The 26,703-nt window shown below is 56.8% G+C and carries 19 protein-coding genes, 1 tRNA gene, 2 rRNA genes and 3 pseudogenes (1 of these 25 cut by a window edge); 6 read left to right on the top strand and 19 right to left on the bottom strand.

Going from position 1 to position 26,703, the window contains the following annotated elements; all coding sequences use genetic code 11:
* Positions 1–12 precede the first annotated feature (12 nt).
* Positions 13–1,172, top strand: a protein-coding gene (locus K3724_RS04345) for an IS3 family transposase (RefSeq protein WP_259990423.1) whose coding sequence is annotated in 2 segments (ribosomal slippage) — positions 13–262 and positions 262–1,172 — 1,161 coding nt in all. Because the reading frame shifts where the segments join, the coding sequence is not laid out codon by codon here.
* Here the strand turns inward: K3724_RS04345 and K3724_RS04340 are convergent.
* The 10 genes and pseudogenes from K3724_RS04340 to K3724_RS04295 all read right to left on the bottom strand — a co-directional run bounded on the left by K3724_RS04340 (position 1,167) and on the right by K3724_RS04295 (position 12,252).
* A complete protein-coding gene (locus tag K3724_RS04340) occupies positions 1,167–1,346 on the bottom strand; it encodes a hypothetical protein (protein WP_259990421.1) in 180 nt (59 codons plus the stop codon). The two genes, K3724_RS04345 and K3724_RS04340, sit on opposite strands and share 6 nt — an antisense overlap.
* 363 nt (positions 1,347–1,709) lie before the next feature.
* Positions 1,710–1,818 (bottom strand): annotated as a pseudogene (locus tag K3724_RS23935) (transposase); the annotation flags it as partial.
* 97 nt (positions 1,819–1,915) lie between these two features.
* Entirely contained in the window at positions 1,916–3,649 is a 1,734-nt protein-coding gene (locus K3724_RS04330; RefSeq protein ID WP_259990419.1) for an AMP-binding protein, read from the bottom strand.
* A gap of 31 nt (positions 3,650–3,680) precedes the next feature.
* Positions 3,681–4,844, bottom strand: a complete 1,164-nt coding sequence (locus K3724_RS04325) for a 2Fe-2S iron-sulfur cluster-binding protein (protein WP_259990417.1) — start codon at positions 4,842–4,844, stop codon at positions 3,681–3,683.
* A 3-nt stretch (positions 4,845–4,847) separates the two neighbouring features.
* Positions 4,848–6,365: an NAD(P)/FAD-dependent oxidoreductase gene (locus K3724_RS04320; protein ID WP_259990415.1), complete on the bottom strand. Its 1,518-nt coding sequence runs from the start codon at positions 6,363–6,365 to the stop codon at positions 4,848–4,850.
* A 34-nt stretch (positions 6,366–6,399) separates the two neighbouring features.
* Entirely contained in the window at positions 6,400–8,475 is a 2,076-nt protein-coding gene (locus K3724_RS04315) for an NADPH-dependent 2,4-dienoyl-CoA reductase (RefSeq protein WP_259990413.1), read from the bottom strand.
* An 81-nt stretch (positions 8,476–8,556) separates the two neighbouring features.
* Positions 8,557–9,423, bottom strand: coding sequence for a bile acid:sodium symporter family protein (locus K3724_RS04310; protein WP_259990411.1), 867 nt, complete (start codon positions 9,421–9,423; stop codon positions 8,557–8,559).
* A 105-nt stretch (positions 9,424–9,528) separates the two neighbouring features.
* Complete coding sequence (locus tag K3724_RS04305; RefSeq protein WP_259990409.1) at positions 9,529–10,140, bottom strand: TetR/AcrR family transcriptional regulator; 612 nt, start codon at positions 10,138–10,140, stop codon at positions 9,529–9,531.
* Positions 10,141–10,272: 132 nt separating this feature from the next.
* The gene (locus K3724_RS04300; RefSeq protein WP_259990408.1) at positions 10,273–11,493 is read right to left on the bottom strand and encodes a fumarylacetoacetate hydrolase family protein; all 1,221 of its coding nucleotides are present in this window, start codon (positions 11,491–11,493) and stop codon (positions 10,273–10,275) included.
* A 42-nt stretch (positions 11,494–11,535) separates the two neighbouring features.
* Positions 11,536–12,252 carry a MipA/OmpV family protein gene (locus K3724_RS04295; protein WP_259990406.1) on the bottom strand — a complete coding sequence of 239 codons (717 nt, stop codon included), beginning with the start codon at positions 12,250–12,252 and terminating at the stop codon, positions 11,536–11,538.
* Between the two features lie 326 nt (positions 12,253–12,578).
* Here K3724_RS04295 and K3724_RS04290 point away from each other — a divergent pair, with 326 nt between their 5' ends.
* The gene (locus K3724_RS04290) at positions 12,579–13,427 is read left to right on the top strand and encodes a LytTR family DNA-binding domain-containing protein (RefSeq protein ID WP_259990404.1); all 849 of its coding nucleotides are present in this window, start codon (positions 12,579–12,581) and stop codon (positions 13,425–13,427) included.
* 19 nt (positions 13,428–13,446) lie between these two features.
* Here the strand turns inward: K3724_RS04290 and K3724_RS04285 are convergent, their stop codons facing one another.
* The 5 genes from K3724_RS04285 to K3724_RS04265 form a co-directional block, all read right to left on the bottom strand.
* Complete coding sequence (locus K3724_RS04285; protein WP_259990403.1) at positions 13,447–14,019, bottom strand: cytochrome b; 573 nt, start codon at positions 14,017–14,019, stop codon at positions 13,447–13,449.
* Between the two features lie 111 nt (positions 14,020–14,130).
* Positions 14,131–15,183 carry an SMP-30/gluconolactonase/LRE family protein gene (locus K3724_RS04280; protein WP_259990401.1) on the bottom strand — a complete coding sequence of 351 codons (1,053 nt, stop codon included), beginning with the start codon at positions 15,181–15,183 and terminating at the stop codon, positions 14,131–14,133.
* Positions 15,184–15,187: 4 nt separating this feature from the next.
* Complete coding sequence (locus tag K3724_RS04275) at positions 15,188–16,006, bottom strand: luciferase family protein (protein ID WP_259990400.1); 819 nt, start codon at positions 16,004–16,006, stop codon at positions 15,188–15,190.
* A 115-nt stretch (positions 16,007–16,121) separates the two neighbouring features.
* Complete coding sequence (locus K3724_RS04270; protein WP_259990399.1) at positions 16,122–17,174, bottom strand: AraC family transcriptional regulator; 1,053 nt, start codon at positions 17,172–17,174, stop codon at positions 16,122–16,124.
* A gap of 77 nt (positions 17,175–17,251) precedes the next feature.
* Positions 17,252–18,118, bottom strand: coding sequence for a fumarylacetoacetate hydrolase family protein (locus K3724_RS04265; RefSeq protein ID WP_259990396.1), 867 nt, complete (start codon positions 18,116–18,118; stop codon positions 17,252–17,254).
* Between the two features lie 475 nt (positions 18,119–18,593).
* Here K3724_RS04265 and K3724_RS04260 point away from each other — a divergent pair, with 475 nt between their 5' ends.
* Complete coding sequence (locus K3724_RS04260; protein WP_259990394.1) at positions 18,594–20,216, top strand: FAD-dependent oxidoreductase; 1,623 nt, start codon at positions 18,594–18,596, stop codon at positions 20,214–20,216.
* A gap of 14 nt (positions 20,217–20,230) precedes the next feature.
* Positions 20,231–21,037: an alpha/beta fold hydrolase gene (locus tag K3724_RS04255; RefSeq protein WP_259990392.1), complete on the top strand. Its 807-nt coding sequence runs from the start codon at positions 20,231–20,233 to the stop codon at positions 21,035–21,037.
* 78 nt (positions 21,038–21,115) lie between these two features.
* Here the strand turns inward: K3724_RS04255 and K3724_RS04250 are convergent, their stop codons facing one another.
* A complete protein-coding gene (locus K3724_RS04250) occupies positions 21,116–22,183 on the bottom strand; it encodes an AraC family transcriptional regulator (protein WP_259990390.1) in 1,068 nt (355 codons plus the stop codon).
* Between the two features lie 608 nt (positions 22,184–22,791).
* Here K3724_RS04250 and K3724_RS04245 point away from each other — a divergent pair.
* Together K3724_RS04245 and K3724_RS04240 are read left to right on the top strand one after the other, a co-directional pair.
* Positions 22,792–23,109: pseudogene (locus K3724_RS04245) on the top strand (transposase); the annotation flags it as partial.
* A 57-nt stretch (positions 23,110–23,166) separates the two neighbouring features.
* Positions 23,167–24,328, top strand: a pseudogene (locus K3724_RS04240) (IS3 family transposase).
* Between the two features lie 497 nt (positions 24,329–24,825).
* On the opposite strand, the gene K3724_RS04235 reads toward K3724_RS04240, so the two are convergent.
* From K3724_RS04235 to K3724_RS04225, 3 genes are all read right to left on the bottom strand, one after another.
* A tRNA-Met gene (locus K3724_RS04235) sits at positions 24,826–24,902 on the bottom strand.
* A gap of 46 nt (positions 24,903–24,948) precedes the next feature.
* Positions 24,949–25,063: ribosomal RNA gene (gene rrf, locus K3724_RS04230) — 5S ribosomal RNA — on the bottom strand.
* A 212-nt stretch (positions 25,064–25,275) separates the two neighbouring features.
* Positions 25,276–26,703, bottom strand: a 23S ribosomal RNA gene (locus K3724_RS04225) (it continues 1,416 nt past the right edge of the window).

The following is a 26,703-nucleotide window of genomic DNA, read 5'->3' as shown; positions in this document are numbered from 1 at the left end:
AGGAGTAGACACATGCGAAAGAGCCGTTTCACCGAGGCGCAGATAATCGGGATGATCAAGGAACAGGAGGCCGGGATGCCGACGGCTGAGGTGTGCCGCAGGCATGACCTGAGCACCGCCACGTTCTACAAACTGAAGGCCAAGTATGGCGGTATGGAAGTGTCCGAGGCGGCCAGGCTGAAGGCGCTCGAGGATGAGAATGCCAAGCTCAAGCGGCGGCTGGCAGACACGATGCTGGACAACGTAGTGCTGAAAGACCTGCTGGGAAAGAACTGACGACATTGATCAAGCGGCGAGATGCGGCGCTCCGGGTGATGCGGGATCATGGCATCTGGCAGCGCAGGGCCTGCAGGCTGGTTGGTGTCGACCCCAAGACCGTCCGGCGTGAACGCCCGCCGGACAGTGTCGATATCCGCAAGGAGATGCAGGAGATCGCCGCCAAGCGGCGCAGGTTCGGCTACCGCCGGATCGGCGTACTGCTGGAACGCAAGGGCATGACAATGAACCACAAGAAGCTCTACAGGATCTATCGCGAAGAAGGGCTGTCCGTGAAGCGGCGGCGTGGCCGGAAACGCGCACGTGGGACGAGGACGCCGATGCCGGTCGCGGGACAACCCAATGCGCGCTGGTCCTTGGACTTCATGTCCGACAGCTTCGGCGCCTCGCGGAAGTTCCGGATCTTGGCGGTAATCGACGACTGCACTCGGGAATGCCTGTGCCTTGTCGCGGACACGAGCCTCTCCGGCGCACGGGTTGCCCGGGAGCTCAGCGCCCTGATCCGGGTCTACAGCAAGCCCGGCTGCATTGTTAGCGACAATGGAACCGAGTTCACAAGTCGGGCGATCCTGAAATGGGCCGACGAGAACACCGTGCCTTGGCACTACATCGATCCGGGCAAGCCGCAGCAGAACGCGTTCATCGAAAGCTTCAACGGCAGTCTCCGGGACGAACTGCTGAACGAGGAGATATTCGACAGCCTGGACGACGCTCGCCGTAAGCTGGCCCTCTGGCGCTACGACTACAATACGATCAGGCCACACTCGTCACTGGCCAACCAGACGCCGCAGCAAGCGCGCCGAACGCTTGAGCAATTTGAGGGCTCCGCGCCCGGCGCGCTTGCGCCAGACGGGGAACCAGAATACCAAAATCCAACCTGCAGACTCTCATTATGAACGAGGGGCCAGCAGGGGGCAGGCCAGGGTGAACGTCCCGAAGGCGCGCACCGACATGGTATCAGTGTCAGGGTTTACAGCTGCCATGTGCATGGTCGAGCCGATATCAACCGCCGCCGCATTGGAGTTGACCTTCTTAAGATCCGGGTGGTCGCTGGTCTTGGGCTTTGTCATGACATCTCCTCCGTTCAAACCGAAGGACGTGGGCCATGCAAGTTCGTCATCTTCCTAACCGGGATCGCCGCAAAGGCGGCGTCACCACTCTCAAGTGCGCATCAGCCCATGTGCCACGTTTTTTAACGGGGTCAGACCCTCCAATAAGCCATCGGCAACTGCCCTTCGGGCAAAGTATAGCACGAGCTGTTTATAGCGCGCACAGGCGAGCGGTGGCCCGGAACCGTTTTTTAAGATATCGCGCTCCTCCGAAACACGGGCCAGTTCCTTCTTCAAGCGTTTGATCTCTGAGGCCTGTTCTGTGTTCCCCTTGATCTGTTTACGCGGCTGCGAAAACTGGGCTTTCCACGTATCAACGTGACTTGGTGCCGATCCCAAGACGCTCGGACGCCTCAGCAACTGAATATCCGCGGTCCACTACCTGTGCGACCGCATCACGCTTGAACTCATCTGTAAAACCAATCCCTGACATCACTGTCTTCTTGCTTCCAAAATTACCAAGCAAAGCGTCTAAGAAACGAGGGGCCATTCAATTGCCCAGTCAGCCTACCAGGGTAAAAGGGCCTGCATCAGCAATTCCGCAGTTCCTTTCGCAATATTTTGCCAACCGAACTTTTGGGCAGTTCCTCGAGGAAATGGACTTGGGTCGGCACCTTATAGGCGGTGAGATTGGCGCGGCAGTACTCGATGACCTTTTCTTCTGTGACGGCGGGGTCGGCCCGCGTCACAAAAGCGGCAGGGCTTTCACCGCGGGTGGGATGCGCTTCACCGACAACGGCAACTTCAGCCACACCTGGCATGGATTGTATCACCGCCTCCAGCTCGTTCGGGTAAACATTGAAACCGCTGACCAGGATCATATCCTTTTTGCGGTCGACAATGGCGAGATGACCTTCGGCGTCCATTGTGACAATATCGCCAGTCGCCATCCAGCCATCGGCAAAGGTCTCGGCGGATGCGTCAGGGCGGTTCAAGTATGCAGTCGCGATATTGGGACCGCGGACATGCAGCTCGCCAGCCTCGCCGATCCCAACCGGCGCGCCGTCAGAACGGGTGATTTTGATATCCAGCCCCGGCACCGGCCGTCCGGCAGTGCCGGGTTTGTCGCTGCCGTCCAGAGGGCTGAGCGCGATCATGCAAGTGGTTTCGGTCATGCCGTAGCCTTCGACAATCGGGCCGATTTGCTCGCTCCAGCGGCGGGCGGTATCCGGCCGCAACGAGGTGCCGCCGCCAATGGCCAATCCGATCTGCGGCGGTGTCTGCTGGAACCAATCCTGAGCCATCAGCCCGTTGAACAATGTATCGACCCCGGTTAGCCAATCAATGTCATAGTTGTCGAAGGCCGGTTTCAGATTGGCAATCGGATTGGGGTTGGGAATCAGCACATTGCGGCCCGAAGCAGCGGTGAAGTGCATGAGATTCACGATCAAAGCGAAAATATGATAGTAAGGGATCACCGTCAGGATGGACATCTGCCCATGGTCCGTTTTCTGCATTGCGCCATGCACACAGGCGTTCAGCATCTCCAGAACATGGGTGACATTGTCGTGGGTCAGTTCGGCCCCCTTGCTTACACCTGTGGTTCCGCCGGTATATTGCAGAAAGGCCGCTGATCCGGGGTCAATCTGTGACAGATCATAACGGATCTCGCCATGAGCCATCCCCTGTGCCAATGCGTCTTCGAACGGCACATGGTCAAAGGAATACTCCGGAACAAGTTTGGCAACATCCGTGATTGTATGGCGGAGAGCATCAGAGGCGGCCTGCGGGAAAAGCTCCCAAAGTGCAGCAATCACAACCTGCTCAACAGCCGTGTCCTTCAGCGCGGTTTGAAGCCGGTCGGCAAACAGATTGAAGCCAAACAGCACCTTTGCCCCGGAATCCTGCAGCTGATGCACAATCTCGCGCGGCGTATAAAGCGGGTTGAGGTTCGTGACTTTCAGCCCGGCCTTCATGGCTCCAAACAAGATGACCGGGTAGTGGATCGAGTTGGGCAACTGGATCGCGGCCACATCACCCGGAAAAAGGCCAAGATCCTCGCGCAGGTAGCAGGCGATGGCGTCGGACGCGCGCCCGATCTCAGCATAGGTTTTGTCCAGACAATGGCCGCTGGGAAGAACCAGCGAAAAGCCGACCCGTTCCGGTGTGCTGCGTACCGCTGTGTCAAGAATGTCAGATACACGCTGGTAACGCCGGGTTTGGTGATCATAGCCGCGAATGTCCGGGGCATAGTGTTTCGCCCAAAACCTGTTGTTACCATCAATTTTCTGCGTGTTTTCCACTGTAGCTTCTGGCTGTTGCATGGTCTTTCTCCCCCGGGTGTTGTTAGTGCCGTTAAATCAGGATTTCGATATCGCCCGCCGGATAGGCCACGCAGGCATGCGTCCAGCCAAAGGCGCGGTCCGAGCTGCGCAGGCGGGACTGCGGCGGGTTGAAAACTTCACCAGAAAGGATCTTGATCCGGCAGAGGCTGCACTCTCCGGAGCGGCAGGCGTTTTCCACCTGAAACCCGTTGCGCTCCAGCGCGTTAAGCAGCGGCTCACCCGCGCGGGTTCTAAAGGATCCCCGCCCACGCACCGTCACCGTAACCTCTTGGTCGAGCGTTACATCGGCAGGCCAGCCGCCAAGCAGGTTCGGAACGGGCGGCGGACCATTGGCTTCGACGTGTACTTTACGTTCCGAGACGCCGAGCTTAGTCAGCTCGGGCTGGCAGAAGTCATACATCGCATTCGGCCCGCAGAGGTAGAAGGTCTTACCCTCAAGCGGCCCCACCAGTTTGGCAATCAGATCCGCATTCAGAAAGCCGGAATGCCCGGAATAATCAGCGTCAGGTTCCGAGATAACCTCGTCAACCGTCAGGGTTTCGTGACGGTCTGCGAGTTGATGCAGCTGTTCGCGAAAGATGACATCACCGGTATTGCGGGAGCCATAAATCAGGTGAAACCGCGGCGGGCGGGCGGAGCTGAGAAAATTGTGGATCATGCTCATAGCCGGAGCCACGCCAGAGCCGCCAGCCAAGAACACCAGATCATCGCCGTGAAACAACGGGTTGTGGTAGAATGTTCCCATCGGGCCGCTGGACTGAAGCAGCTGTCCCTCCGTCAGGCCGCGTACCAGATAAGAGCTGACAAATCCGCCGGGCACCTCACGCACAGTGATGTCGTAGTGGGTGCGGATCTGCGGTGGCGAAGAGATCGCAAAGGGGCGCGCGGTTTGCGTTCCATCAACCATTACGAAGAGATTGACGTATTGCCCGGCCTGAAACGGCGGCAGCATTTCACCATCTGACCGGGCAAGCCGCAGCGTAACGGCGGTTCCGGTTTCGCGGATGATCCGGCGGACTGTCAGATTCAACCGCTTGGGATGAAGGGCCGCGATCTGCTTAGCAGTTGCAAACCGGTCTTTGGTGAAATCGGTGCCGGACTGCGCCAGTTCCGCCTGTTTGGCCTGTGCCGAGTCGTAACCGGCTAGAACACTGAGAGGGTTCGATGAGGTCATGTTTTACTCCGCTGCAAGATGGGTTCTGTGATGGCGCACCACAGTATTGGCCGCCGCATGGCCGGACATATAGGTGGGCTGGAAACCGCCCGGGCCGGTCCATGCACCTGCGAGATACAGGCCCTCCGGACCTTTGAGGCGCTGGCGGAACACCGGAGTTTCAAACGCGTTCTGGTCAAAGCCGTAAATCGCACCGCCGGGAGTGTTGAGGTAGCGCATTACGGTGAGGGGTGTGGCAACCTCAACCTCCTCAATATGAGCTTGAATGCCCGGATAGACCTGTTCGGCCAATCGGATCAGCCGCTGAGCAAACTCATACTTGGTTTCAAAATATGCCTCTTGCGGAATGTCCTCCCAGACTTTGCCGTATTGCGCGCACATCAGCCCGATCACTGATCTCCCTTCGGGCGCAAACGTGGGGTCGTCGTAGTTGTAGCAAGTCAGCAGGCAGCCGGCCGGATCGTCCAGATTGTTGGCGGTATCAAAGACGGCACGATCATCCAAATCGGAACAGATGAAGTTCGATGCGGCCGTGATACCCAGCTCTTCCGGAGAGACATCAAGCCCAAGATATACGATGAACCCTGACACACCGACACGACTGTGCTGGAAGGTTTCGCGCACTTGCGGTTCCAGGGTTTCAACGTCCAGAAGCTCGTTGAAGGTATGAATGGAACTGGCGTTTGAGACCACGGAAGCGGCATTGAAACGCGTCCCATGTTCTGTTGTCACTCCAGTGACACGGCCTTGATCCGTATGAATCTTTGCCGCGGCAGTGTTGAACTGCACCTCGCCGCCTGCCTCCAGAAACGACTGAAGCAAAGCGTTGGACATTGCCTGCGATCCGCCCCGGATGTGATAGGGTTTATAGTGTGCATAGAGAAAGAACATCGGCCCCAGCTCAACAAAGGGCAGCTCATCCAGCGGCAGGCCAAGATAGGGCCAATATGCCCCCAGCGTAGCCTTGAGCCTGGGATCTGAGAAGAATTCATCCAGGACATCCTGAGAGCTGCGCACACCGTACCGCACCACATTCGGGCATTTTTTACGTAGCGCCCCAGGGTCGCCTGCCCGCTTCACGCGTGGGAAAACGCCATAGTACTCCTGACACAGGGTGCCGCACAGCTGAACAAACCGCGCGATGGCGTCGGCTTCCTGCGGGAACTGCGTGCTTAGCACATGGATGAGGCCAGGAATATCCGCAGGCAGAGTGATATCGACCTCACCTGGCACGCAGAAGCGGTAGACTTCGCCTTCCTCTACAAACTCGACCTTGTCGAGCACGCCCAGATCCCTGAACGTGTCGCGCAGCACAAAGGGGTCGGCTTCGGTGCCGAGACCGCTCAGCTGGTGCAGCGCCACCTCAAATTCAAAATCGCCGCGTACAAAAGACGTGCCGCAGCCGCCCGGGATATTGTGGCGTTCCAGAAGGAGAGTGCGCAGGCCTTTGCGCTGCATCCCCGCAGCGGCTGAAAGCCCGGCATTGCCTGCGCCAATAACGATGGCGTCAAAATCCGTCATAACTCATAATTCTCCTGATTGTATCTGATCGGGCCTAGGCCAATTCATGCGTGCCGGCACAGCTCAGTTTTTCCGCCAGTAAAAGGCCTTGCTGAATGGCGCGTTTGGCATCCAGTTCAGTTGCCAGATCAGCGCCGCCAATCAGATGCACAGGAAGCCCGCGATCGCGAAGGCCCTGTTCAAGGTCGCGCTGCGGCAGCTGGCCCGCGCAGACAACCACCGTATCCACTGCGAGCAGGCGCGCGGTGCCGTCTACGGTGATATGCAGCCCTTCGTCGTCCACCCGGTGGTATTGAACACCGCCCAGCATTTCGACTTTGCCCAGCTTCATTTCCGCACGGTGAATCCAGCCCGTGGTCTTGCCCAGGCCGCTGCCGAGGCTGGTGGTCTTGCGTTGCAGCATGGTGATAAGCCGGTAAGGGGCATCAGGCGCGCGGTCTTTCTGCAACCCGCCCCGCACCTCATCGCCGCCGGTGCCCCAACTGGGATCAATTCCCCACTTGCGAAAGAACGCAGGCAGGTCGGCGTGATCCTTTTCGGGGTCCGCCAGCAGAAATTCACTGGTATCAAAGCCAATGCCACCTGCACCGATAACTGCAACCGTCTTGCCGGCGGTGACGCGCCCGGTAAGGATATCTATGTAGCTGCACACCTTGGGGTGATCCGCCCCCGGAATGTCCAACGGCCGCGGCTTGATCCCGGTCGCCAGCACCACACGGTCAAAGCCTGTACCAAGATCCTCGGCAGCAACCGCTGTGTTCAGCCGCAATGTGACGCCCGCGGCTTTCAGGCGCTGACTGAAATATCGCACAGTTTCATCGAATTCCGTCTTGCCCGGCACATTGCGGGCTATATTCAACTGCCCGCCAATCCTGTCTGCGGCTTCAAACAGCGTGACGTGGTGACCGCGTTCCGCAGCTTCACTGGCAAAACTCATTCCTGCGGGCCCGCCGCCCACAACGGCGATCCGCTGCGGTGCATCGGTCCGGGTGCTGGAATAGACTGTTTCATTGCACGCACGCGGGTTCACGAGGCAGGAACAAGTCTTCATGCTGAAAATATGATCAAGACAAGCCTGATTGCAGGCGATGCAGGTGTTGATGCTGTTGTCCTGCTCTGCCTTTGCCTTGGCCATAAACGCCCCGTCAGCCAGGAAAGGCCTGGCCATCGACACCATATCGGCATCACCGCGGGCCAATGCGTCTTCGACCTGTTCGGGTTTGTTGAAACGGTTGGAGGTAATCAACGGAATGGAGACCTCGCCCATCAAACGGGCTGTGACCCAGGAGAACGCCTGCCGGGGCGTGGCCTGGGCGATGGTGGGCACCCGCGCCTCGTGCCAGCCGATCCCGGTATTCAAGATGGTGGCCCCTGCAGCTTCAATAGCCTTGGCCAACGTGACCACTTCAGGCCAGCTGGAGCCCCCTTCCACCAGGTCGATCATCGACAGGCGGTACATGATGATGGCGTCGGGGCCGACCCGTTCGCGCATCCGGCGCACGATTTCCACTGGAAAGCGGATGCGGTTTTCGTAGGAACCGCCCCAACGGTCAGTGCGGTGGTTTGTTCTTGCGGCAATGAACTGATTGATCAGGTAGCCTTCGGAGCCCATGATCTCGACCCCGTCATAACCGGCGTCCCTAGCCTGGCAGGCGCAGGTTGCAAAGTCATCGATCGTGCGCTCGATATCCGCGTCCGTCATTTCTCGCGGAACATGTTGTGAAATCGGCGCCTGAAGCGCTGTCGGGGCAACTGATCCAGCGGCATAGGAGTAACGGCCCGTGTGCAAAATCTGCATAATAATGCGGCCACCTTCACGATGCACCGCGCCGGTCACCACCCGATGAATTGCCAAGGATTTCTCACTGTCGAGCCGTGCAAAACTGTCAGGCTCCCCGGGGATCCCGGTGCTCCCCTCAAAGTTGGGGGAAACCCCGCCAGTGACGATCAAGGCGCAGCCGCCCCGGGCCCGTTCGGCATAGAACTCAGCAATTCTCTCACCAGTCTGATCGATTTCCTCCAGACCGGTGTGCATGGACCCCATGATGACCCGATTGGGCAATGTAACTGTGCCAAGATCAATCGGGCGGAACATATTCGGGTACTTCATTCTGTTGTCCTCGCTGGAGTAATTGGGATCGGGGAAACCGGCGGCGACTGATTGCACATATGCCGCACGGCCTGGTTTAAATCAGGCCAGAACCGGGCTGCGGTAGCGGCGCACCAACCAGGCAAACCCAAGCCCGGTGACATAAGCCATAGGCAGGTAGAAGAACGTCGGCGCCAGCAGTTCCGGGGCATTCAGGATGCCAATGATCACCACAATTGCCATGGAGATATTCTGCATTCCAACTTCAACGGTTACCGATCGGGTTTCCTGTTCGGTCAGCCCCAGGCCACGCCCCAAAGCAAAGGCCAGTGACATCATCAGCACATTGAGCATGACCACAGCCAGTAGAGCCTCAATCGAGGTCAGCAGCTCAATCATGCTGAACACGAATAGAAGCGAAGTGATCAGAACGATGCCGAACCCCCCAATGAAAAGAGGGCGACGGATCGCCTCAGCAACCATAGGCACCCAGCGCGCCAGCGCCATTCCAGTTACCACCGGCAGAAAGGTGGTCAGGAAAATGCGGGCTGCAGTCGACCAGAACGGCAGCTGCAGACGGGTGTCTTCCCCAAGAAACTGATCAATTGCGGCCCCGACTAACAGCGGCACTGTCAAGAAGGCGGCAAGGCTGGAAATCGCGGTCAATGTCACCGAGAGCGCCACATCGCCCTTGGAAATAGCGCAGACTGCGTTGGATGGCGCGCCGCCGGGACAGGCAGAAATCACAACCAGCCCCACAGACAACGCGGGCGACAGGTCCAAGATGATTGCAATGGAGGCCGCAACAGCCGGCAGCAACAGGATCTGACCCGCCACTCCAAGCAATAAAGCACGCGGCTGTGTCAGCACGCGACGGAAATCCGTGACCTGCAGTGTGCTGCCCATTGCGATCATGACGCCGATCAATCCGGCAATCGCAATTGTGGTGATAACAGCTCCGATATCCATGTGGCCTTCCTCCCCTTAGGCAAGCGTATTCAACGCCGGCCATCACTTAGCTTACACTGTAAACCAAATGACTTAAGTTAATAGCGCAAACTTGCGAACGCTGCGTTACTTTTGGGAGAATGCGCGGATGGAGGTTGGGATCTTTTCGGAGAAAATCTGCTCAAGCTGCTGAATTTCCAGACCAAAGGCAAGCTTGCGCGATAAATGAAGCTGTACCATTCCATGCAGAGAGGACCACAGACAATGAGCCGCAAAATTGCAATCAATCGCTAGATTTTCTGCTTCGGCAAAGGCCGTCACAGCGTCGAGGTTGACGTGCCAACTGTCCGCTTCACGGCTGATCGAATCGCCGAAATCGGCGGTAATCTGCGCGTAGTTTTCAAACTCCCACGCGTCAAACATCAACCGGTAGTCATTGGGCGCCTTGAGAGCGAATCCTACATAAGCCTGCGAAACAGCGACCAGCGCATCGGTCGGCGTTTGGGCCACTGCCTGGGCTCGCCGCATATGCGTGGTGAGCCGCTGAAATGCTTCCAGCCGCAGCTCCATCAGGATGTGATCCTTGCTGGGGAAATGCTTGTAAGGCATCATCGCAGACACCCCCAAATGCTTAGCAATAGAGCGCATCGACAGTGCGGAGATCCCACCGCGCTCCAGCAGGTGACGTGCGGCCTTGGTGATGCCACTGCGCGGGTTATCGGTTGAGGCAGTCTTCATAGCGCAAGCGGTCTCCGGTGGCGTCCAGAGCCAATATCCGGCAAAGGCTGGGAACAATCCATCAGCTTTTGCAGAAATTCACCGCAGGCAGGCATATACCGCAGGGGCCAACCGGCCCCTGCGGTCAGCGGATCAGCGGCGCACTGTTATGCTGATCGTCCCCATCGAGGCCGATGTATAAGTGACGACCTGCCCTGGCTGAAGAAACCGCTTGGCCGCAAGCTCGTCCTGGATGAACGAGGCAATAACGCTGTCATAACCGGAAGCTTGGCCGACAAAGGCACCTGTAATCACATGCCGGATGACACCCCGTGCCATGTGACGCAGAGAAGGCGGCATGAAAATAACTCCTTCCGGCGTGCCTGACATAAGAACCTGGCCGGTTGAAACAACAGCATCTTCAATCAGCTGGTATTGATCGCCCTGATAGAGGAACCGGGTGGAAACGGAATCATCCAGAACCTTTTCCACCAACTGGCCAAAATCGAGGATCATTTGACCTCCACGCGCGTCCTGGCGCAGCGCGCCATCCAGCCGCGTCTCGATGCGTTCTTGTTCGACAAAGCTTCGCCAGTCCACAGGAATAACAAGGAACGGACCACTTGGGAGATAGCCGGGGCCGCTTTTGGCGTCACTGAACCCCGACCCGGAATCAAAGTTATCTGTGTCGATCATCTTCAGCAACGTCGACCGATCGGTGAAATCTCCGCACAGAAAGAACCCCTTACGGGCCGCCTCGAAGTCCGCCAGCGATGCGATATCTCGATCAAACCGGGCGCAGATCTCCACTTCGTAGTCCAGCAGAACCTCCGGGTCATATGCTACCGACGTGACAGGCGGCGTGGCTACGCCGAACTTGGGAAAGCTGAACACAGAGCTGCTGGTGGTTTCTTCGGCATGTTCCGGGAAATTTGTGCCCGATCCGATATGGCGATGCCCCTTGCCTGCTGCCGGCAAGAACTGAGACAGCGGATAGTCTTGCGTCACAGTGCGGCCCGCCTCGCCCACAGCCTTACTGTATAGCGCAGCCAGTTCGGCCTGAGGCACCTCTTCCAGAATCTGAAACAGATCCAAGTCAGCGGAGGCACCATGCCCAGTCAGGTCTACAGCTGTTACGGTGGTCTCGGACAGGCCAGTAATCAAAACGGGCACAGCGCGCCCATCCTCTCCTTTCACCTGCCCAAGGGTGATCGCCTGTTCGATGGGCAGCACGCCGGGAGACAACGTTCCCGCTTCTAAAGAGATGGGGTTCAGCCGGCCCGGGTCGTCATTCAGGGCAAAGATCCAAAAGAGAAAGCCTGCGCAGATGGCGCCAGCGGTCACAGCAATACGTTTCATCATTACCTCGGTCATAAAAGGTGAGCGGACAACCCCGGCAAACGCCGGGGCCGCTGTTTAAAAGCGAAAGACGATGCCGGAAGAAATTTGGGTCTGGCCACTGTCAAAGACGATGGGGCTGTCTTTGGCATCTCCCATCAACTCGGCATGGGAAACTCCTAGAAACACACCGGTCCGCTCAGACAAAGTGTAGGATGCCTGCAGCTGTATCCCGGCACGTTCAAGACCGGATTCTGCCTCATACCGGGCAAAAGATGAGGCCCCCGCTTCGGCAGCGGAAACCCCGTAAAACGCCTGATTGTAAGAGCTGTCCGCCCAGGTCACAAATGGCTTTGCGGACAGGCTCAGGCGCGGGGAAACAGCAGTGGAAAACTCGGCGGCCAGCGTGGCACGGGTGCCTTCATGGCCCCCATCGCTAAGGCCATGGCTGATATCAAATTCCAGATCCGCAATCCCAAGATCATACTCGATAAATGCGGTGAACAGGGCGCCGGCCTCAACATCTCTCAGCCCGGTCAGCCGGACATCATCCTCGGCCAACCGTTCGTCAAAGTCATAGCCGACAGCGAAACCCAGCGACAGATCACCCGCGCCGTAGTTGCGCAGCGCATAGCCCCCTAAACCACGCTGGTTCAGGAAGACGCGGTCGCGCCAGGTCAGGTTGAAGATCGGAAACGCTGATGAGCTGGATTCGTCCGAACCCGGAAATTCAGGCCCGTAAGACGCGCCGAGACCGATAACTCCAGTTAGGCTCTTGCCTTCGGCAGAGGCCATTTGCGGGAGAGTTAGAGTGCAGGCCAGAACCGCGCAGACAACTGGTGGAGCAGGAACAAGTTTGTGCATTTTTACACCTTTCATGCGATCAAGTACCGGCCCGTTTGCAAAATCGGTTTTCACGAGGCCGGTGCCGTGCATCTGTCTCAACCCACACAGAGATCACATGGCAAGTTCATGAAAACGGCGGAGAAATACTCAAGTGGGTGCAGTGTTGTCATGAACGGTCAATGTGCTACCGCTCGTGAAATAATGGTTTAATGCTGCCGGTGCCGGGTTAAACAGAAGACAATCGACTTGATCCCTGCCCACAGGAGGCAAGTGACATGCCCCAAGTAACACCCCACAGCAAAGACAGGCCAAACCAGCTTGATACTGTGTTTCAGACCCTGTTCGGGCTTCGTGACATAAGCTGGCAGCAATTGGCGGGGTATTGTCTTTGGTTTTCTGTCCTTGGCAGCGTGATCATTACCAGCTTTGAACCGGTCGCCACGGCTGAACTGCATGTGGCGCTGGCCGTTCTGTTGTGGTTCCTGCACCTGTTAGTGGCAACATTGCTGATGTCGGGTGTGACCGTGCTGGGGGTACTGGCCGGTCTGCAGATGCCCTGGCCGCTGGTGCTTGCAGTGTTACTGTTACCGGTGCTGCTCACCCCGGTGTCATTCGCGCTCGACAGCTGGTTCGGCGGTGATCCACGCGGCATTACCCGGGGTTTCGGCCTGGGCTGGGAATTGCTGATGGAGTTCTTGGACATTGTTACGCCGTCGCTTGGACTGGCAGCGCTGGCAGGTATCTTTGCTTATCGCGCAGCAGATCTTGCACGCCGCTACCAGCGCTCGCTGCTCGCGGTTCCATCAACGGAACCCGCGTTGAAAGCCGTGGTGCCTGAAGTTCCCCATCATTTGGGTGATGACCTGATCCGGGCGGAAGCACAGGGCCATTACGTCAAGATTGTTACCGCTGCGGGGAACATCACGCTGAAGCTAGCCTTTTCGGACTGCGTTACAGCGCTGAAGCCCTTTCTTGGGGCGCAATGCCATCGGTCGCATTGGGTGCGCTTCAAACATGTCACGTCCATCAAACGCCAAGGCAGCGCCTATACCTGCCTGCTCGAAGACGGCATCGAAATCCCGGTGAGCCGCCGCCGTTACGCAGCGTTGCGGCGGAAGTTGTGAAAGCGGCGCAGCAGATCGCTCAACTGCTGCGGCCTCCGGCACCGGGTATCATCCGCGAGAACACACCGTCCCGATCCACAAGCACATGTTTCAGCGCCGCTGCCAGATGGACGGTTACGGCAGTGAGGATCAACCAGTAAGTCACGGCATGCAGGATGTGCAACAGGCCGTAAAGAGAGGCCGGAGCCAGACCAAAGCTGCTGTAGTCCACCCCGATCAAAGCCGGGACAAAGGCGGTCTCAACCGTTGAGGCCAGGAAAAACCCGATGCAGATCTGGAAAATAACCAGCCCGTACAGACCCCAATGGACAATCCGTGCTCCTATTCTGCTCCATGGGCCAACGCTGTCAGGCAACGGCGGCGCCGGATGGATAAGCCGCCAGATCACGCGAAACAGCATCAGACCGGCCAGGACTGTCACAGCCAGCCCGTGGCTGCCGTATTCGGCGACTTTCTCTACCTCCGGACGGTCGGCCAAGCCGTTGGCCGCAAACAGAATAGCGATCAGATTGATTGCGACAGCCCAATGCAGCAGCTTATCCATGCGGCCATAGCTTCTGAGGGTCGTGGTTGAAACTGGTGGATGGTTCATCTTATGATCTCCATTCGATTGCCGCAGCCCCGCCGGCACAGGGGCCAACGGGGCTGTCAGAGCTGTCGAAAAACTGTCTTCAATGGCGTCGGCAGCTGTCAGCACACGTCATTATTGCGCGCAAATCTTCACGCCGGGCTGAAAGGCTGAACCGATCAGCAGCATGTCCTCGTAGGGCACAGCAACGCTTACCGAGGACTGCAGGGAACCGTCGTTCTCCATAACCAATTCGCTCGTACCGGTGTCCGGTTCGACACTGTAAACCTGAAATGGTGAGAGTGCGGTTGGATCTTTGATGTGACCGTCAAACGCCATCAGGTTCAAATGCGACGCCACCCAAAGCCGGCCATCCTCGGCAATGCGCACGTTGTCAGGCGCCTGCCCAACAGGGATTTCACGCTGCAAAGTCAGTACGTTGCTGGCCTGATCCCGGGCAAACACCTTAACCACACCCTCGCGTAGCGCAGTGGCGTAAACAGTTGAGCCGTCCGGCGTTGTCGCAACTCCATTGGCGAATGCCATTGGTTCCAGAATTTCAGTTTCGCCCTCATCATAGACCGACAGATCGCTGATCTTGCGGGCGAACATCATCTCAACCATGTTCCCAAAAGCACCAAAGGCCCCACGATCGTTTGAGTAATAGAACGTATCAAGATCAACCGCACCAATCCCGTTGGGTGATTTGATGCCATCGCTGGTGTGGTGCCTGGCCAAGGTCAGCGCGTCTACGCCAACTTCAAAGACATAGACATCGTGACCCGCTTGCGGATCACTGGCGCTGCGGTGGTTCAACACGAAGAGATACTGCACCCCATCAATGGTCTTCAGATCCATCCCATGGGGCAGGAACGGCAAGCTGGGGTCCAGGCCGGTCAGCGGCATTTCCACCAGCTGGTCGCTGCCATCCAGCACAAGCCTGTGCAGCGCGCCGATTACTTCTTGACCTGCCATCCCGGTGCGCCGGTCAAAAGATGAAATATAGGCCACACCAGCATCGTAGTCGGCAATGATATCTTCGGCCCCGACCATCTGACCAATCGAGCGGCACTGACCATTGTAAGCAGTCGTTACGGAGTTAAACGCGCCAAGTGAAGAAACCGTGGCCGCCCCACCTCCAGCCAGCAGCAGCATGATGGCAGCAGTGGAATAGATCAGGCGTTTCATAAGGTTATCCTTTGATTGAATTGTTACCGCGCGGCAGCGCGTAGCGTGTTGCCGCTTCGATGATGTCTCTGATCACAGGCACGTGCTCAGCTCGCGCTGGCGCGTAGAGCATGACGAATGTTTCGGTCGGAAAGATCCGCTTGAACCGCGCCATGGAGTGCAGCTCGCCCCACCCCTTGTCGAGTACCTGTTTAGCGTCGCTGGGGCTGAGGATCGTATGCATCGATCCGTCGCTGGGGTGGAAATGACCAATCTCACCACCCAGGCCGGTGGCGGGGTTCCCTCCCTCCACATCGCGCAGCCAGATCGCCTGATTGTGTTTCTCATATTGGCTAAGTTGATAGTGCAACCGGTCATCATTTCGGGCAACAATGCCATCGAACATATTCGATAGCTGCTGCATCACGCCTCGATCGGGGATCTGGTCAGTCTGACGATGCGGCACAGCATGGGGCGCAACGGTTGGGCGCGGACCTGCACGAGTGGGCAAATCGCCTAAGAAAGTTTGATCGGTACTGCTGCCAAGTTTGCCGGCAAATACTGATTGATCATAGGGATCGCCCGCCATCGGACGCATAGCTGTCACCGCGAACCATCCAAAGATGTTGCTTGGCAGCCCCCCCTCCCCCAACGCGATCCAAGCACGGTAGTCATGGATTGCCCAGACCAGCGCCGCCAGCAGGGCAAAGACAACAGCAGCTGTAACCATGACCCAACCAAACAGGCTGCCACCAGTTGCGGACCAGCTTTGGTGCTGCCCCCAGGCAAACCCGATTGCAGCACAAACCAGCACCGCATTTGCCACATGAAATATTCGCTGCACCCACATCTTCTGAACTCTCTTCCGCTGTGCTGATTGGCTTTTCAGCCTAGTCGGCACAGCCAAAGGCGAAATGTGGATTTACCTCAGACTAATGGTGGAAACGGCTCACCCGAATTTATTTGCGAAGACCGGCGCGAAAGGCACCGGGGGAGAGGCCGAAATGCTGTTTGAAAGCCTTGGAGAGGTTGCTGGGATTGTCATATCCCGCCTCCTCCGCAATCACGCTGAGGGTGACATCGCTGGAGCGCAGGCGGCGTTTGACCAATTCGAAACGCTCGCTGTTTTTGATATCAAGAAAGCTGGCGTTTTCGCTTTTCAACCGTCTTTTCAGTGTGGCCGGCGACACATGCAGCAGAGCCGACACGCTTTCAACCGCGCCCCTAGAGAGACCTAGTTTGCCAAGCGCCCATTTCACCTGGCCTACGGTACTCAGCGTCGCAGGCGGCACCGAGAGCTCATGTTCGATGCGTGACCTTGCAGCGGCCTTCAGATCGGCAGCGCCGGCCAGGGTGCGGATGCGCAGATGCGCCGTCGGATACCGCAGAAAAGTTTCGGCCTGCGAGAACACCATTTGCAGGCCGGGAGGCACCGTATCCGGCGGCACACCATCTTCCGGACAGGGCCAAGCCAGATGCAATTGCCCTGGCAAACTTTCTTCCTGAGTACCAGTTATCGCACGGGCGAGCCAAGCCAGATTGATCAGGCTTGAAATCGCATGGAAACGCACGGCTTCATCCGGAGTATCAGGATTGCCGGAATGGACAACGATGTCGTAGTAACCGGCTGCACTGCGGGTTTCCAGGAACTGAGCACCGCCCGAGCGCGAACCATATTGTTCCGGAAGCTGTTCATAGGCTTCGCCGAGAGTTCTGGCACTGCGCAACGCCAGGCCAAAAGCACCATGTGTCTGAAAGCTCATGGCGCGGCCGTACCGCCAGGGCAGCAGCGCATCATCGCGGGCCTGGGACAGCAAATTCAACACCATACGGCTATAGCTATTGCTGCGCACGTGGCTTGGGGCGGCGACCAGGTCGCGCAGGTGAAGCCCGCTGCCTTCAAGCAGCAATTCAGCCGAAACCCTTGAATCCGCTGCAAAAGAGACCAGCAATTCAGTATAGCTGAAAGGAAGAGCGTAGTCTCCGTCACCGATGGCATCACCCTGTTTCATGACCAGCCACAATAACCGCACGAAAAGACACCGGCAACTTCAATTCCGGTGTCTCCGTTCTGGGCTGATTAGCGGTGTCAGGTCATGGTAAAGGTCAGCTGCCCCAGCCATTCGGCATCCATCTCGACCAGGTCGCCGGGCTTCAGGTAATCAGGGTTGTTGCGACCAGATTCGAGAAACTTAGGAATGCTGACATCCAGCGGCATGCTGGCAAAAATTGCCTTTTGCTCGGCAGAAATCTGAAAGGTCACCCCTGCTGGTGTGCCAGTAACGATGAGGTCGCCAGCCCGCAGTTTCTGATCCGGCGCAAACGCTGCCGCCCCCTCCAGAATCTGCCGGGGAGTATAGATCAGGCTACTGACAGGCTCGCTTTGTCGTATCTTTCCGTTCACTTTCAATTCCAGCCGGACAGCAGGCAGCAGATCCCGTGCTTCGGCATCAGGCACCCAAAGCGTACGCCCACATGGGAAAAAACCGTCATAACTCTTGCTCGCGGACCAAAGAACATATCGGTCACGCGTCAGCTCGCCCATCATCTGGACAGTTCGCGACGTCACATCATTGGCCAGAAAATAGCCGATCATAGGCAGTTGCTTGGCTGCTTGCAGCTCTGACAAGGTGCAATCTTCCAGCAGCTGAACGCCCAGTTCGATTTCAAAATCCATCATCGGCACCAGCTGGTCTTTTAGCGCGTCGACCCGTTCGCAGAGTGATGGTTCAGCGCTGATGACCGCGCAAAGAAGAGTCTCCATCGTAGGAATCGCCACGCTGTCCTGGCCCGGCTTTGGTGCGGCGTTCTTTAGAAAGACAATCGGTGTTTCCGGTGTCTCAGATCCGGTCTCTCGGATGTGGTCCGCGTAGGCAAGACCGAAAGCATAAGCAAAACCAGTTGTGGGAAGGAAGTCTTGAAGCGTGCCCTCCTGAGGGCCTGTGGTCAGTGGCATGGTGTGTCCAATCATTTGAAAGCAAGCCGCATTTGGCGGTGGCGCTCAAACTGAGTGATCCACGCCCGCTTTGGTTGCTCCAGAAACTTAGGCACCGGTCAGAGGTTTAAGAAGTTTCAAAGCGATCAGGACTTTGGTGATTTCAGCTTATCGGCAGCGGCGCCGTTTGGGTGCGCTGGGAAAGAAGCCGGCCTTGCAAACCTGGCGGGCCCACTGATTGCATACAAAAATTCCGGTCAAGCCTGACAATGTCAGGTGCCGCATCAAGAACCATCCAAAGTCCCGCTGGTTAGCCAAGCAGCTGACCTCTTCCGCAACCGTCTGCCTAGGTCAGGGACAGACCAAGATCTCACGCAGATCGCCTGCGCTCCTTTAACCATACAGTTGATCCCTTTCACTCTCGAACCGAACTGCTGTGATCACTTACTTCTGTGTAACGGAAAAATTGTCAGCCACAGTACCGGAGACGCATTGTATGACTTCCCATCCGCGACAGTATGATGCCGTCATCATTGGCGGAGGGATCGCCGGCATTGTTACGGCCCTGGGATTGCTGGATCAAGGCCGGTCCGTCGCCATCCTGGAACGAGACAAGCCGTCCAAATTCGGCGGCCAGGCCTACGAAGCCTTTGGCGGCATGTGGTTCACCGGCACACCTATTCAGCGCAGCAACAGGATTAAGGATACAAAGGAACTTGCCACCCGTGACTGGCTGCACGCCGCTGAATTTGGCCCCGAGGACGTGTGGCAGAAGAAATGGGCGCTTTCCTATATCAATGAAGGCTCTACCACCGTCTATCAGTGGCTCACCAAAGAACTGGGGATCCGCTTCCTGCCTGCGCCGGGCTGGGTGGAACGGGGCGATTACATGTCGGGCAATTCAGTGCCCAGATATCACATCATGTGGGGGTCATCGGAAAAACTGACCCGGCTTCTGGTCAAGCGGCTAATACGTCACAAGAAACGCCACAAGCTGACGCTATTCTTTCACCATGATGTAAGGCAATTCATCCAGAAAAGCGGCAAAATTATCGGCTGCATTGCTGAAAGCAACGGCATTGAGCGTCGTTTTCAGGGCCGCGACATTGTCATTTCCAGCGGCGGCGTGACAGGCAGCGAAAGTGAGGTCCGCCGTCTCTGGCCCGCCAATTGGCCCAAGGCACCGGATTACATCCTCAACGGGTCGCATGAGTTCTCCGATGGCAAGCTGCACCGAGTTGCCGCGGAAGAACTGTCAGCAAATGTCACTCACCTCGACGCCTTCTGGAATTATGCAGCCGGGATACACCACCCCTACTCCGACCGAACGGATCCCAAACATGGCGCCAGTTTGATCCCGCCGCGATCCGGTCTCTGGGCCGATAGCCACGGGCGTCGCATCGGCCCGATGCCGCTGGTTTCAGGGTTCGACACCCGCCATCTATGTCAGCGGGTTTGCGAACAGGAACACGGTTACACTTGGCAGGTGATGAACTGGAAGATCGCCAAACGCGAACTCAACATTTCCGGCGCCGTTTTTAACACCGCCATCCGGGATGAAAGAAAGCTTACGTTTCTGGCCAACCTGCTGAGGGTCCCCGATAACTTTCTGAAGGAGATCGAACCCCTCAGCCAGGACATCATTACTGCCGATAACCTGGGTGACCTTGTCGCGGGCATGAACGGTCTAACCGGCAGCAACCGGATCGACAAAGCCGTGCTGGAAGCAGAGCTAACCGAATTTGACCGGCAGCTGACAGCCAGTGACGATCAGGTCAACGATGACCAGGTACGCCGCATTGTTGGCCTGCGCCACTGGAAAGGCGACCGGCTGCGGATCTGCCGGGGCCAGCCTATTCTCGACCCTGCTGCGGGGCCGCTGGTCGCGATCAGGCTGCATCTGATTACCCGCAAAAGCCTGGGTGGCATCAATACGGATCTGTCCTCGCGTGTGTTGCGCTCTGACGGATCGGCCATTGACGGACTTTATGCCGTTGGCGAGGCCAGCGGGTTCGGCGGCGGCGGCGTGAACGGGAAACGGTCTCTGGAAGGGACCTTCCTTTCTCTATGTATTTACAACGCGATGAAAGCCGCCTCGGCCATCAATGCAACCTACTAAGCGGAGATAACTACGTGATCAAAGAACAAATTCAGACAAGCCTTGGCAGCATGGCTGTTGCGATCAGTCAGTCGTCAAACCCCAAGGGAACTTTGGCCTTCTGGCCCGGCATGTTTTTTGATGGAACCATGTGGGACCCGGTGCTCGACGCCTTTTTAACAGACTACAACATTCTGGTTATCGATCCGCCCGGCCATGGTGGCTCAGACGCGCCTCAGAAAATCTTCTCGATCAAAGACTGCAGCGTGATCCTGCGCGAGATACTGGATCATCATGCATTGCCGAGCTGCATGATCGTTGGGCTGTCCTGGGGCGGTTTTGTCGCCCAATCCTTCTGCAAGCATTTTCCCGATCGGTGCGATGGTCTGGTTCTGATGAATACCTGTGCCTCCGGTCCAAAACGATCCGAGAAAATCATGTTCACAATCATCCCCCGCCTATTGGCCAGATTTGGAGTGAAAAACTTTGAAAGTGCGCTTACCAATGCCCTGCTGTCCAAATCCGCAGCCAAGGGCAACCGCATGCTGGTGAGCAAGCTGCGCAACTACCTGCATTTGCTGGACTACAAGGCGCTTAAACCTGTGCTTTTCAGCGTCATGAAACATCGCGAAGATCTCTCAGATTGCCTCAACGGAAGCGACATCCCTTGCTTAGTGATCTATGGCGACCAGGATCCAGCGATGGACGCGGTCCGGTCCGAGCATCTTATCTCACGCATGCCCGCCAATGTATCAATCACCAAGCTGCCAGTCGGGCATAATGCCGTTCTGGAAGCCCCAAGTGATGTGACCGCCGCAATGAAAAGGTTTCTTCTGGCCTGAACACACGCCGTTTCCCGGCGTCTCTGCCGTTGTCGAGGCGGCCGGGGAGCGGTCTCGCGCGGCGTTCCCGGCGGCGCTCTAGTTCTGCGATCTATGCCGCTCACGGAACTGGCCCGGGGTCTCGCCGAAATATTGCCTAAATGCCTTTGACAGATTACTAGCATCGCTGAACCCAGTGCGGGCGGCGATCTTGTCAATTGAGAGCTTGCCAAGCAAAAGATACCCGGTTACGCGGTCAAACCGGACCTTCTTCTTGATACTGATGAAAGAGGTGCCTTGACTGTTAAGCTGACGCTTCAGCGTTGCCGGGGAGACTCCAAGACGGTGCGCAGCCTCCTCAAGTGTAGGCAGTTCCGGCTCCACTTTGCGGAACACCCAATGCACCTTTTCAACAACTCCCGTATCGGGTGGCGGCACCTCCATCTCGACTTCGCAGCGACGCAACGCTGCATCCATCAAATTTGGGCTGCTGGATGCAATCCGCGCATGCAACCGCGGCTTCGGCAGTGAAATCAGACTCTCCGGCTGATCAAAACACATTTTTGTGCCTGGCGGGAGCAAGTCAGCCGGGATTTCCTGGCCCGGATCTGGCCAGGCAATCCGCACTTCTTCATCCAGAAAATCCGCTTCGGATCCCGTCAACCGCCGGCTCATCCAGGCAAACGCGACCAAACTGGAGATCGTATTGAAGCGCACAATATGATTTGGGGCATTGGGTTTTGAGGAACGAACAACAACCTCACAGCGGTTTCTTGTCATCTCGATCGAAACCGATTGCGCATAGCCAGTGCGTGTCGCAAAAAACATCGGCAGGAGATCGAAGAACTGCTGCAATGTGGCACAACTCTGAAGCGCAAGACCGACAGCACCGTGAGAAAGTTCGCTGATTGCCCGGCCATACTTCCAAGGCAACAGCGGATCGCAAGAAGCAACCACAAGCTCATCAACCAACCCGTTATATGTGTCGCTTCGAACGAAAAGCGGTCTTGACAAATACTTACTTAGAGAAATGTCAGAATTGGAAAACAAGGATTCCGGAGAAACTCCATATTTTGCAGAAAATGCCACCAGCAATCCAAGGTAATCAGCTGATATCAGGAACTCCCCTGTTCCTATTGCCGCGTCTATCTTCGCAGTTTTTGTCATGAGCTTTAATAACCATAGTGGGGAGCTAAGTCAACCTCGTCACCAAGCAAGACTAAAGCGCCATAATAACACACGGGAAGGCTGCGAACGGGAAGATGACCCATTGCGCAGAAATAAAACAGGGAGGAAAAGACCATGACACTTATCGGACGAATACTAGTGATTAGCGGGATATCGTTCATGTTTATCGCATACTCACAATTTATCCCGACATCACTTTCTACACCATTGATCGCCGATTATGTAAAGAACCACTTCATCCGAGAAGTTACCTTTGGCTTAACCTTGGCATGCATGACAATATACCTAACCTTCAACGCAAAAAATATTTACGATTGTCGCCGTGTAGCCGCTCTCGGTTCCATTGTTGTAATGCCATTCTGGGTCGCCTGGACATTCGGATGGTCGACCGGTGGAATTAGTGACGTCTGGGGAGATTCAATTTCACCAAATGGAGCATACATGATTCACGTACCTCAGATTTCACTATTCCTTTCGGGCCTTCTTTTTCTTTTTTCGGGGCTACGAAATAGGGTGACGACTACTAGGTCGTGTTGACAAAAGGGATTCACAACGGCCCGTTGGCGTGATTCAAGCTGGTATCTGCTATGGAGACCAGCTTGGCACGAGACTTGATGACGGATGAGGAGTGGGCGTTTTTCGAACATTTCATCCTCGCTACCCGCGCCCCGAACGGGCGCAAACCGGCCAACCATCGCCTTGTTCTGGATGGGATTTTCTGGATCGCCCGGACAGGATCCCCTTGGCGTGACCTGCCGGAGGAGTTCGGAAAGTGGTCAAGTGTTTACCGCCAGTTTCGCCGATGGACCTTGACTGGGCTTTGGGAGGACATTCTGGATGCCCTCAACCAGAGCGGGACCGTCCCAGACGCCCTGCAAATGGTCGATAGCACTGTCATTCGCGCCCTGAGTCTCCCCCAAAGAAGTGGTCCGCCCCTATGATTAGGAAACGGAGGACCATAGATGGCGACCAAGAGGCCCAAGCCTGAAGAGATTGTCGTGAAGTTACGGCAGGTTGAAGTCTTGATGGGGCAAGGCATGCCCCGCATAGACGCGATCCGTCAGATCGGCGTTACGGAACAGACCTACTATCGCTGGAAGAAGAAGTACGGCGGAATGGGCACGGAACAGCTTAAAGAACTAAAGCGGCTGCAGAAGGAAAACGAGCGGCTTCGCCGGGCGGTTTCGGACCTGACACTGGACAAATTGATCCTGTCCGAGGCCGCAAAGGGAAACTTCTGAGCCCCTCCCGCCGCCGGTCCTGCATTGATCATGTGCGCAGCCAAATGAAGGTTTCCGAGCGTCGCGTTTGCCGCGTTCTGGGCCAGCACCGGTCCACACAGCGGCAATTGCCTCAAGGGCGTGCTGATGAGGAACGCCTGGTCGCCGATATGATCGAGCTGACACGTCAATACGGCCGATACGGCTACCGCCGGGTTGCGGCCCTGCTGCGGGACGCTGGCTGGCCCCTCTCGGCGGTGTAAACACCGCCTGCCGGCAGCGGGTGAATGATAAACGTGTCGAACGTTTATGGCGGCGGGAGGGGCTGAAGGTTCCAATGAAGCAGCCCAGGAGGGGACGGCTCTGGCTCAACGACGGATCATGTGTCCGGCTGCGTCCCGAATATCGCAACCACGTCTGGTCGTACGACTTTGTTCATCACCGAACGGATGATGGCAGGGCTTTCAGAACATTGAACATCCTGGACGAACACAGCCGGGAATGCCTTGCGATCCGAGTGAAGCGGAAGCTGAATGCAAACGAGGTCATCGATGCACTGACGGACCTGTTTATCCTACGTGGCGTACCAGCATACATTCGGTCGGACAATGGCCCTGAGTTCATTGCTGAGGCCGTCAGAGGCTGGATCAAAGCTGTCGGGGCCAAAACCGCATACATCGAGCCTGGATCGCCCTGGGAGAACGGATACTGCGAGAGCTTCAATGGGCGGATGCGAGATGAATTGCTGAATGGTGAAATCTTCTATTCGCTACGCGAGGCCCAGATCATTATCGAAAGCTGGAGAAAACACTACAACACCAAAAGGCCCCACAGTGCTCTGGGCTACCGCCCGCCTGCGCCAGAGGCCATCGTCCTGATAGACCAAAGGCCAACCATGCACTAACTTTCAATTTGGACCACTCAAGTGGGGCTAGGTCAGCGGGAACCGCAAGGAAAAGGAACAGGCGCTCGCCCGTGCCAAGCGCGATCACCAGAAGCTGGTGGATGCAATCATCGCAGGCATTCCCGCAGATCAGGTGAAGGACCGGATGATCGAGCTCGACGCGCGGCGCCAGCAGCTGGAACGGGAGCTGGAGCAGACCCCTGCCCCGGACACGGTGGTGTTTCACCCGTCGATGGCAGAGGCCTACCGGGAGCGGGTCACCCGGCTGATCAAGGGCCTTGGTTCCGCCGCAGGCATGGAAGAGGCCAAGGAGGCACTGCGCGCATTGGTGGAGCGGATCGTGCTGACGCCTGCGGCGGAGGGCGCTGGCCTGGATCTGACCCTTGAGGGCGATCTGGCGGGTCTATTGCATCTTGCGGCGGGTGCGGAAGGGGTGAACACGAAGAAGGCCCCGGACGGTAGATCCGAAGCCTTTGATATATATGAGGAAATTGTGTTGGTTGCGGGAGCAGGATTTGAACCTGCGACCTTCAGGTTATGAGCCTGACGAGCTACCTGGCTGCTCCATCCCGCGTCAGGTTTTTTTGAGACCGTATTGAGAGATATTTGGATTTTACTAGGTTTGGCGGTGACCTACTCTCCCAGGGCTTGAGCCCAAGTACCATCGGCGCGACAGTGCTTAACTTCCGGGTTCGGGAAGGGACCGGGTGTTTCACTTGTGCTGTAGCCACCAAACCGAGAAAAATCCAAATACCGAAGGCATTTGGATTTTTCTCGTGTGGCGGTCGGCAGCGTATTTACGAAGTAAATGCGCGAGAGACCGCACCTGAGTTATGTCACGGGGACATTACCAAATGCGTTCGGCTGCAATCAACGTTGTCCAAGCGTTTGTATTATGGGATGTGTTTGCTTGTTTGGTTTTTCCGTAACACTGTCTGTTACTGGATCAAATCAAGCCTATCGGGCGATTAGTACCGGTCAACTGAATGCATTGCTGCACTTACATCTCCGGCCTATCGGCGTGGTGGTCTTCCACGGCCCTCAGGGATACCTTGTTTTGAGGGGGGCTTCCCGCTTAGATGCCTTCAGCGGTTATCCTGTCCGAACATAGCTACCCTGCACTGCTGCTGGCGCAACAACAGGTCCACCAGTGGTTCGTTCACCCCGGTCCTCTCGTACTAGGGGCAACTCCTCTCAAGTATCCTACACCCACGGCAGATAGGGACCGAACTGTCTCACGACGTTCTAAACCCAGCTCACGTACCTCTTTAAACGGCGAACAGCCGTACCCTTGGGACCTGCTCCAGCCCCAGGATGAGATGAGCCGACATCGAGGTGCCAAACACTGCCGTCGATATGGACTCTTGGGCAGTATCAGCCTGTTATCCCCGGCGTACCTTTTATCCGTTGAGCGATGGCCCTTCCACTCGGGACCACCGGATCACTATGGCCGACTTTCGTCTCTGCTCGACTTGTCAGTCTCGCAGTCAGGCTGGCTTCTGCCATTGCACTCAACGAGCGATTTCCGACCGCTCTGAGCCAACCTTCGCGCGCCTCCGTTACTCTTTAGGAGGCGACCGCCCCAGTCAAACTACCCGCCACGCAGGGTCCCGGATCCGGATAACGGACCGCGGTTAGATATCAAGAGTGCGAAGGGTGGTATCTCAAGGGAGGCTCCACCGCGACTTGCGTCACGGTTTCGATGCCTACCACCTATCCTGCACATCACAATCCTGATACCAGTGCGAAGCTGTAGTAAAGGTGCACGGGGTCTTTCCGTCTAACCGCGGGAAGCCTGCATCTTGACAGGCAATTCAATTTCGCTGAGTCGATGTTGGAGACAGCGGGGAAGTCGTTACGCCATTCGTGCAGGTCGGAACTTACCCGACAAGGAATTTCGCTACCTTAGGACCGTTATAGTTACGGCCGCCGTTTACCTGGGCTTCAATTCGGAGCTCTCACCCCTCCTTTTAACCTTCAGGCACCGGGCAGGCGTCAGACCCTATACGTCGTCTTGCGACTTCGCAGAGCCCTGTGTTTTTAATAAACAGTCGCCACCCCCTGGTTTGTGCCCCCGGATTCCACTTGCGTAGGACCCGGGCCTCCTTCTCGCGAACTTACGGAGGTATTTTGCCGAGTTCCTTCAACATCGTTCTCTCAAGCGCCTTGGTATTCTCTACCTGTCCACCTGTGTCGGTTTAGGGTACGGTCTGATGGAGGGCTATTTCCAGGGACTGATCAGCAGCCCATTCAATCCGATAAGGATGAACTACCTTCACAATCCGTCACATCCTCCTGGCCCACGAATATTAACGTGGTTCCCATCGCCTACGCCTTTCGGCCTCGGCTTAGGGGCCGGCTTACCCTGCTCAGAT

This window comes from Leisingera sp. M658 (assembly GCF_025144145.1).
Taxonomy (GTDB): domain Bacteria; phylum Pseudomonadota; class Alphaproteobacteria; order Rhodobacterales; family Rhodobacteraceae; genus Leisingera.
The sequence above is the reverse complement of the archived record's forward strand: the minus strand, read 5'-3'. Positions and strand labels throughout refer to the sequence as shown.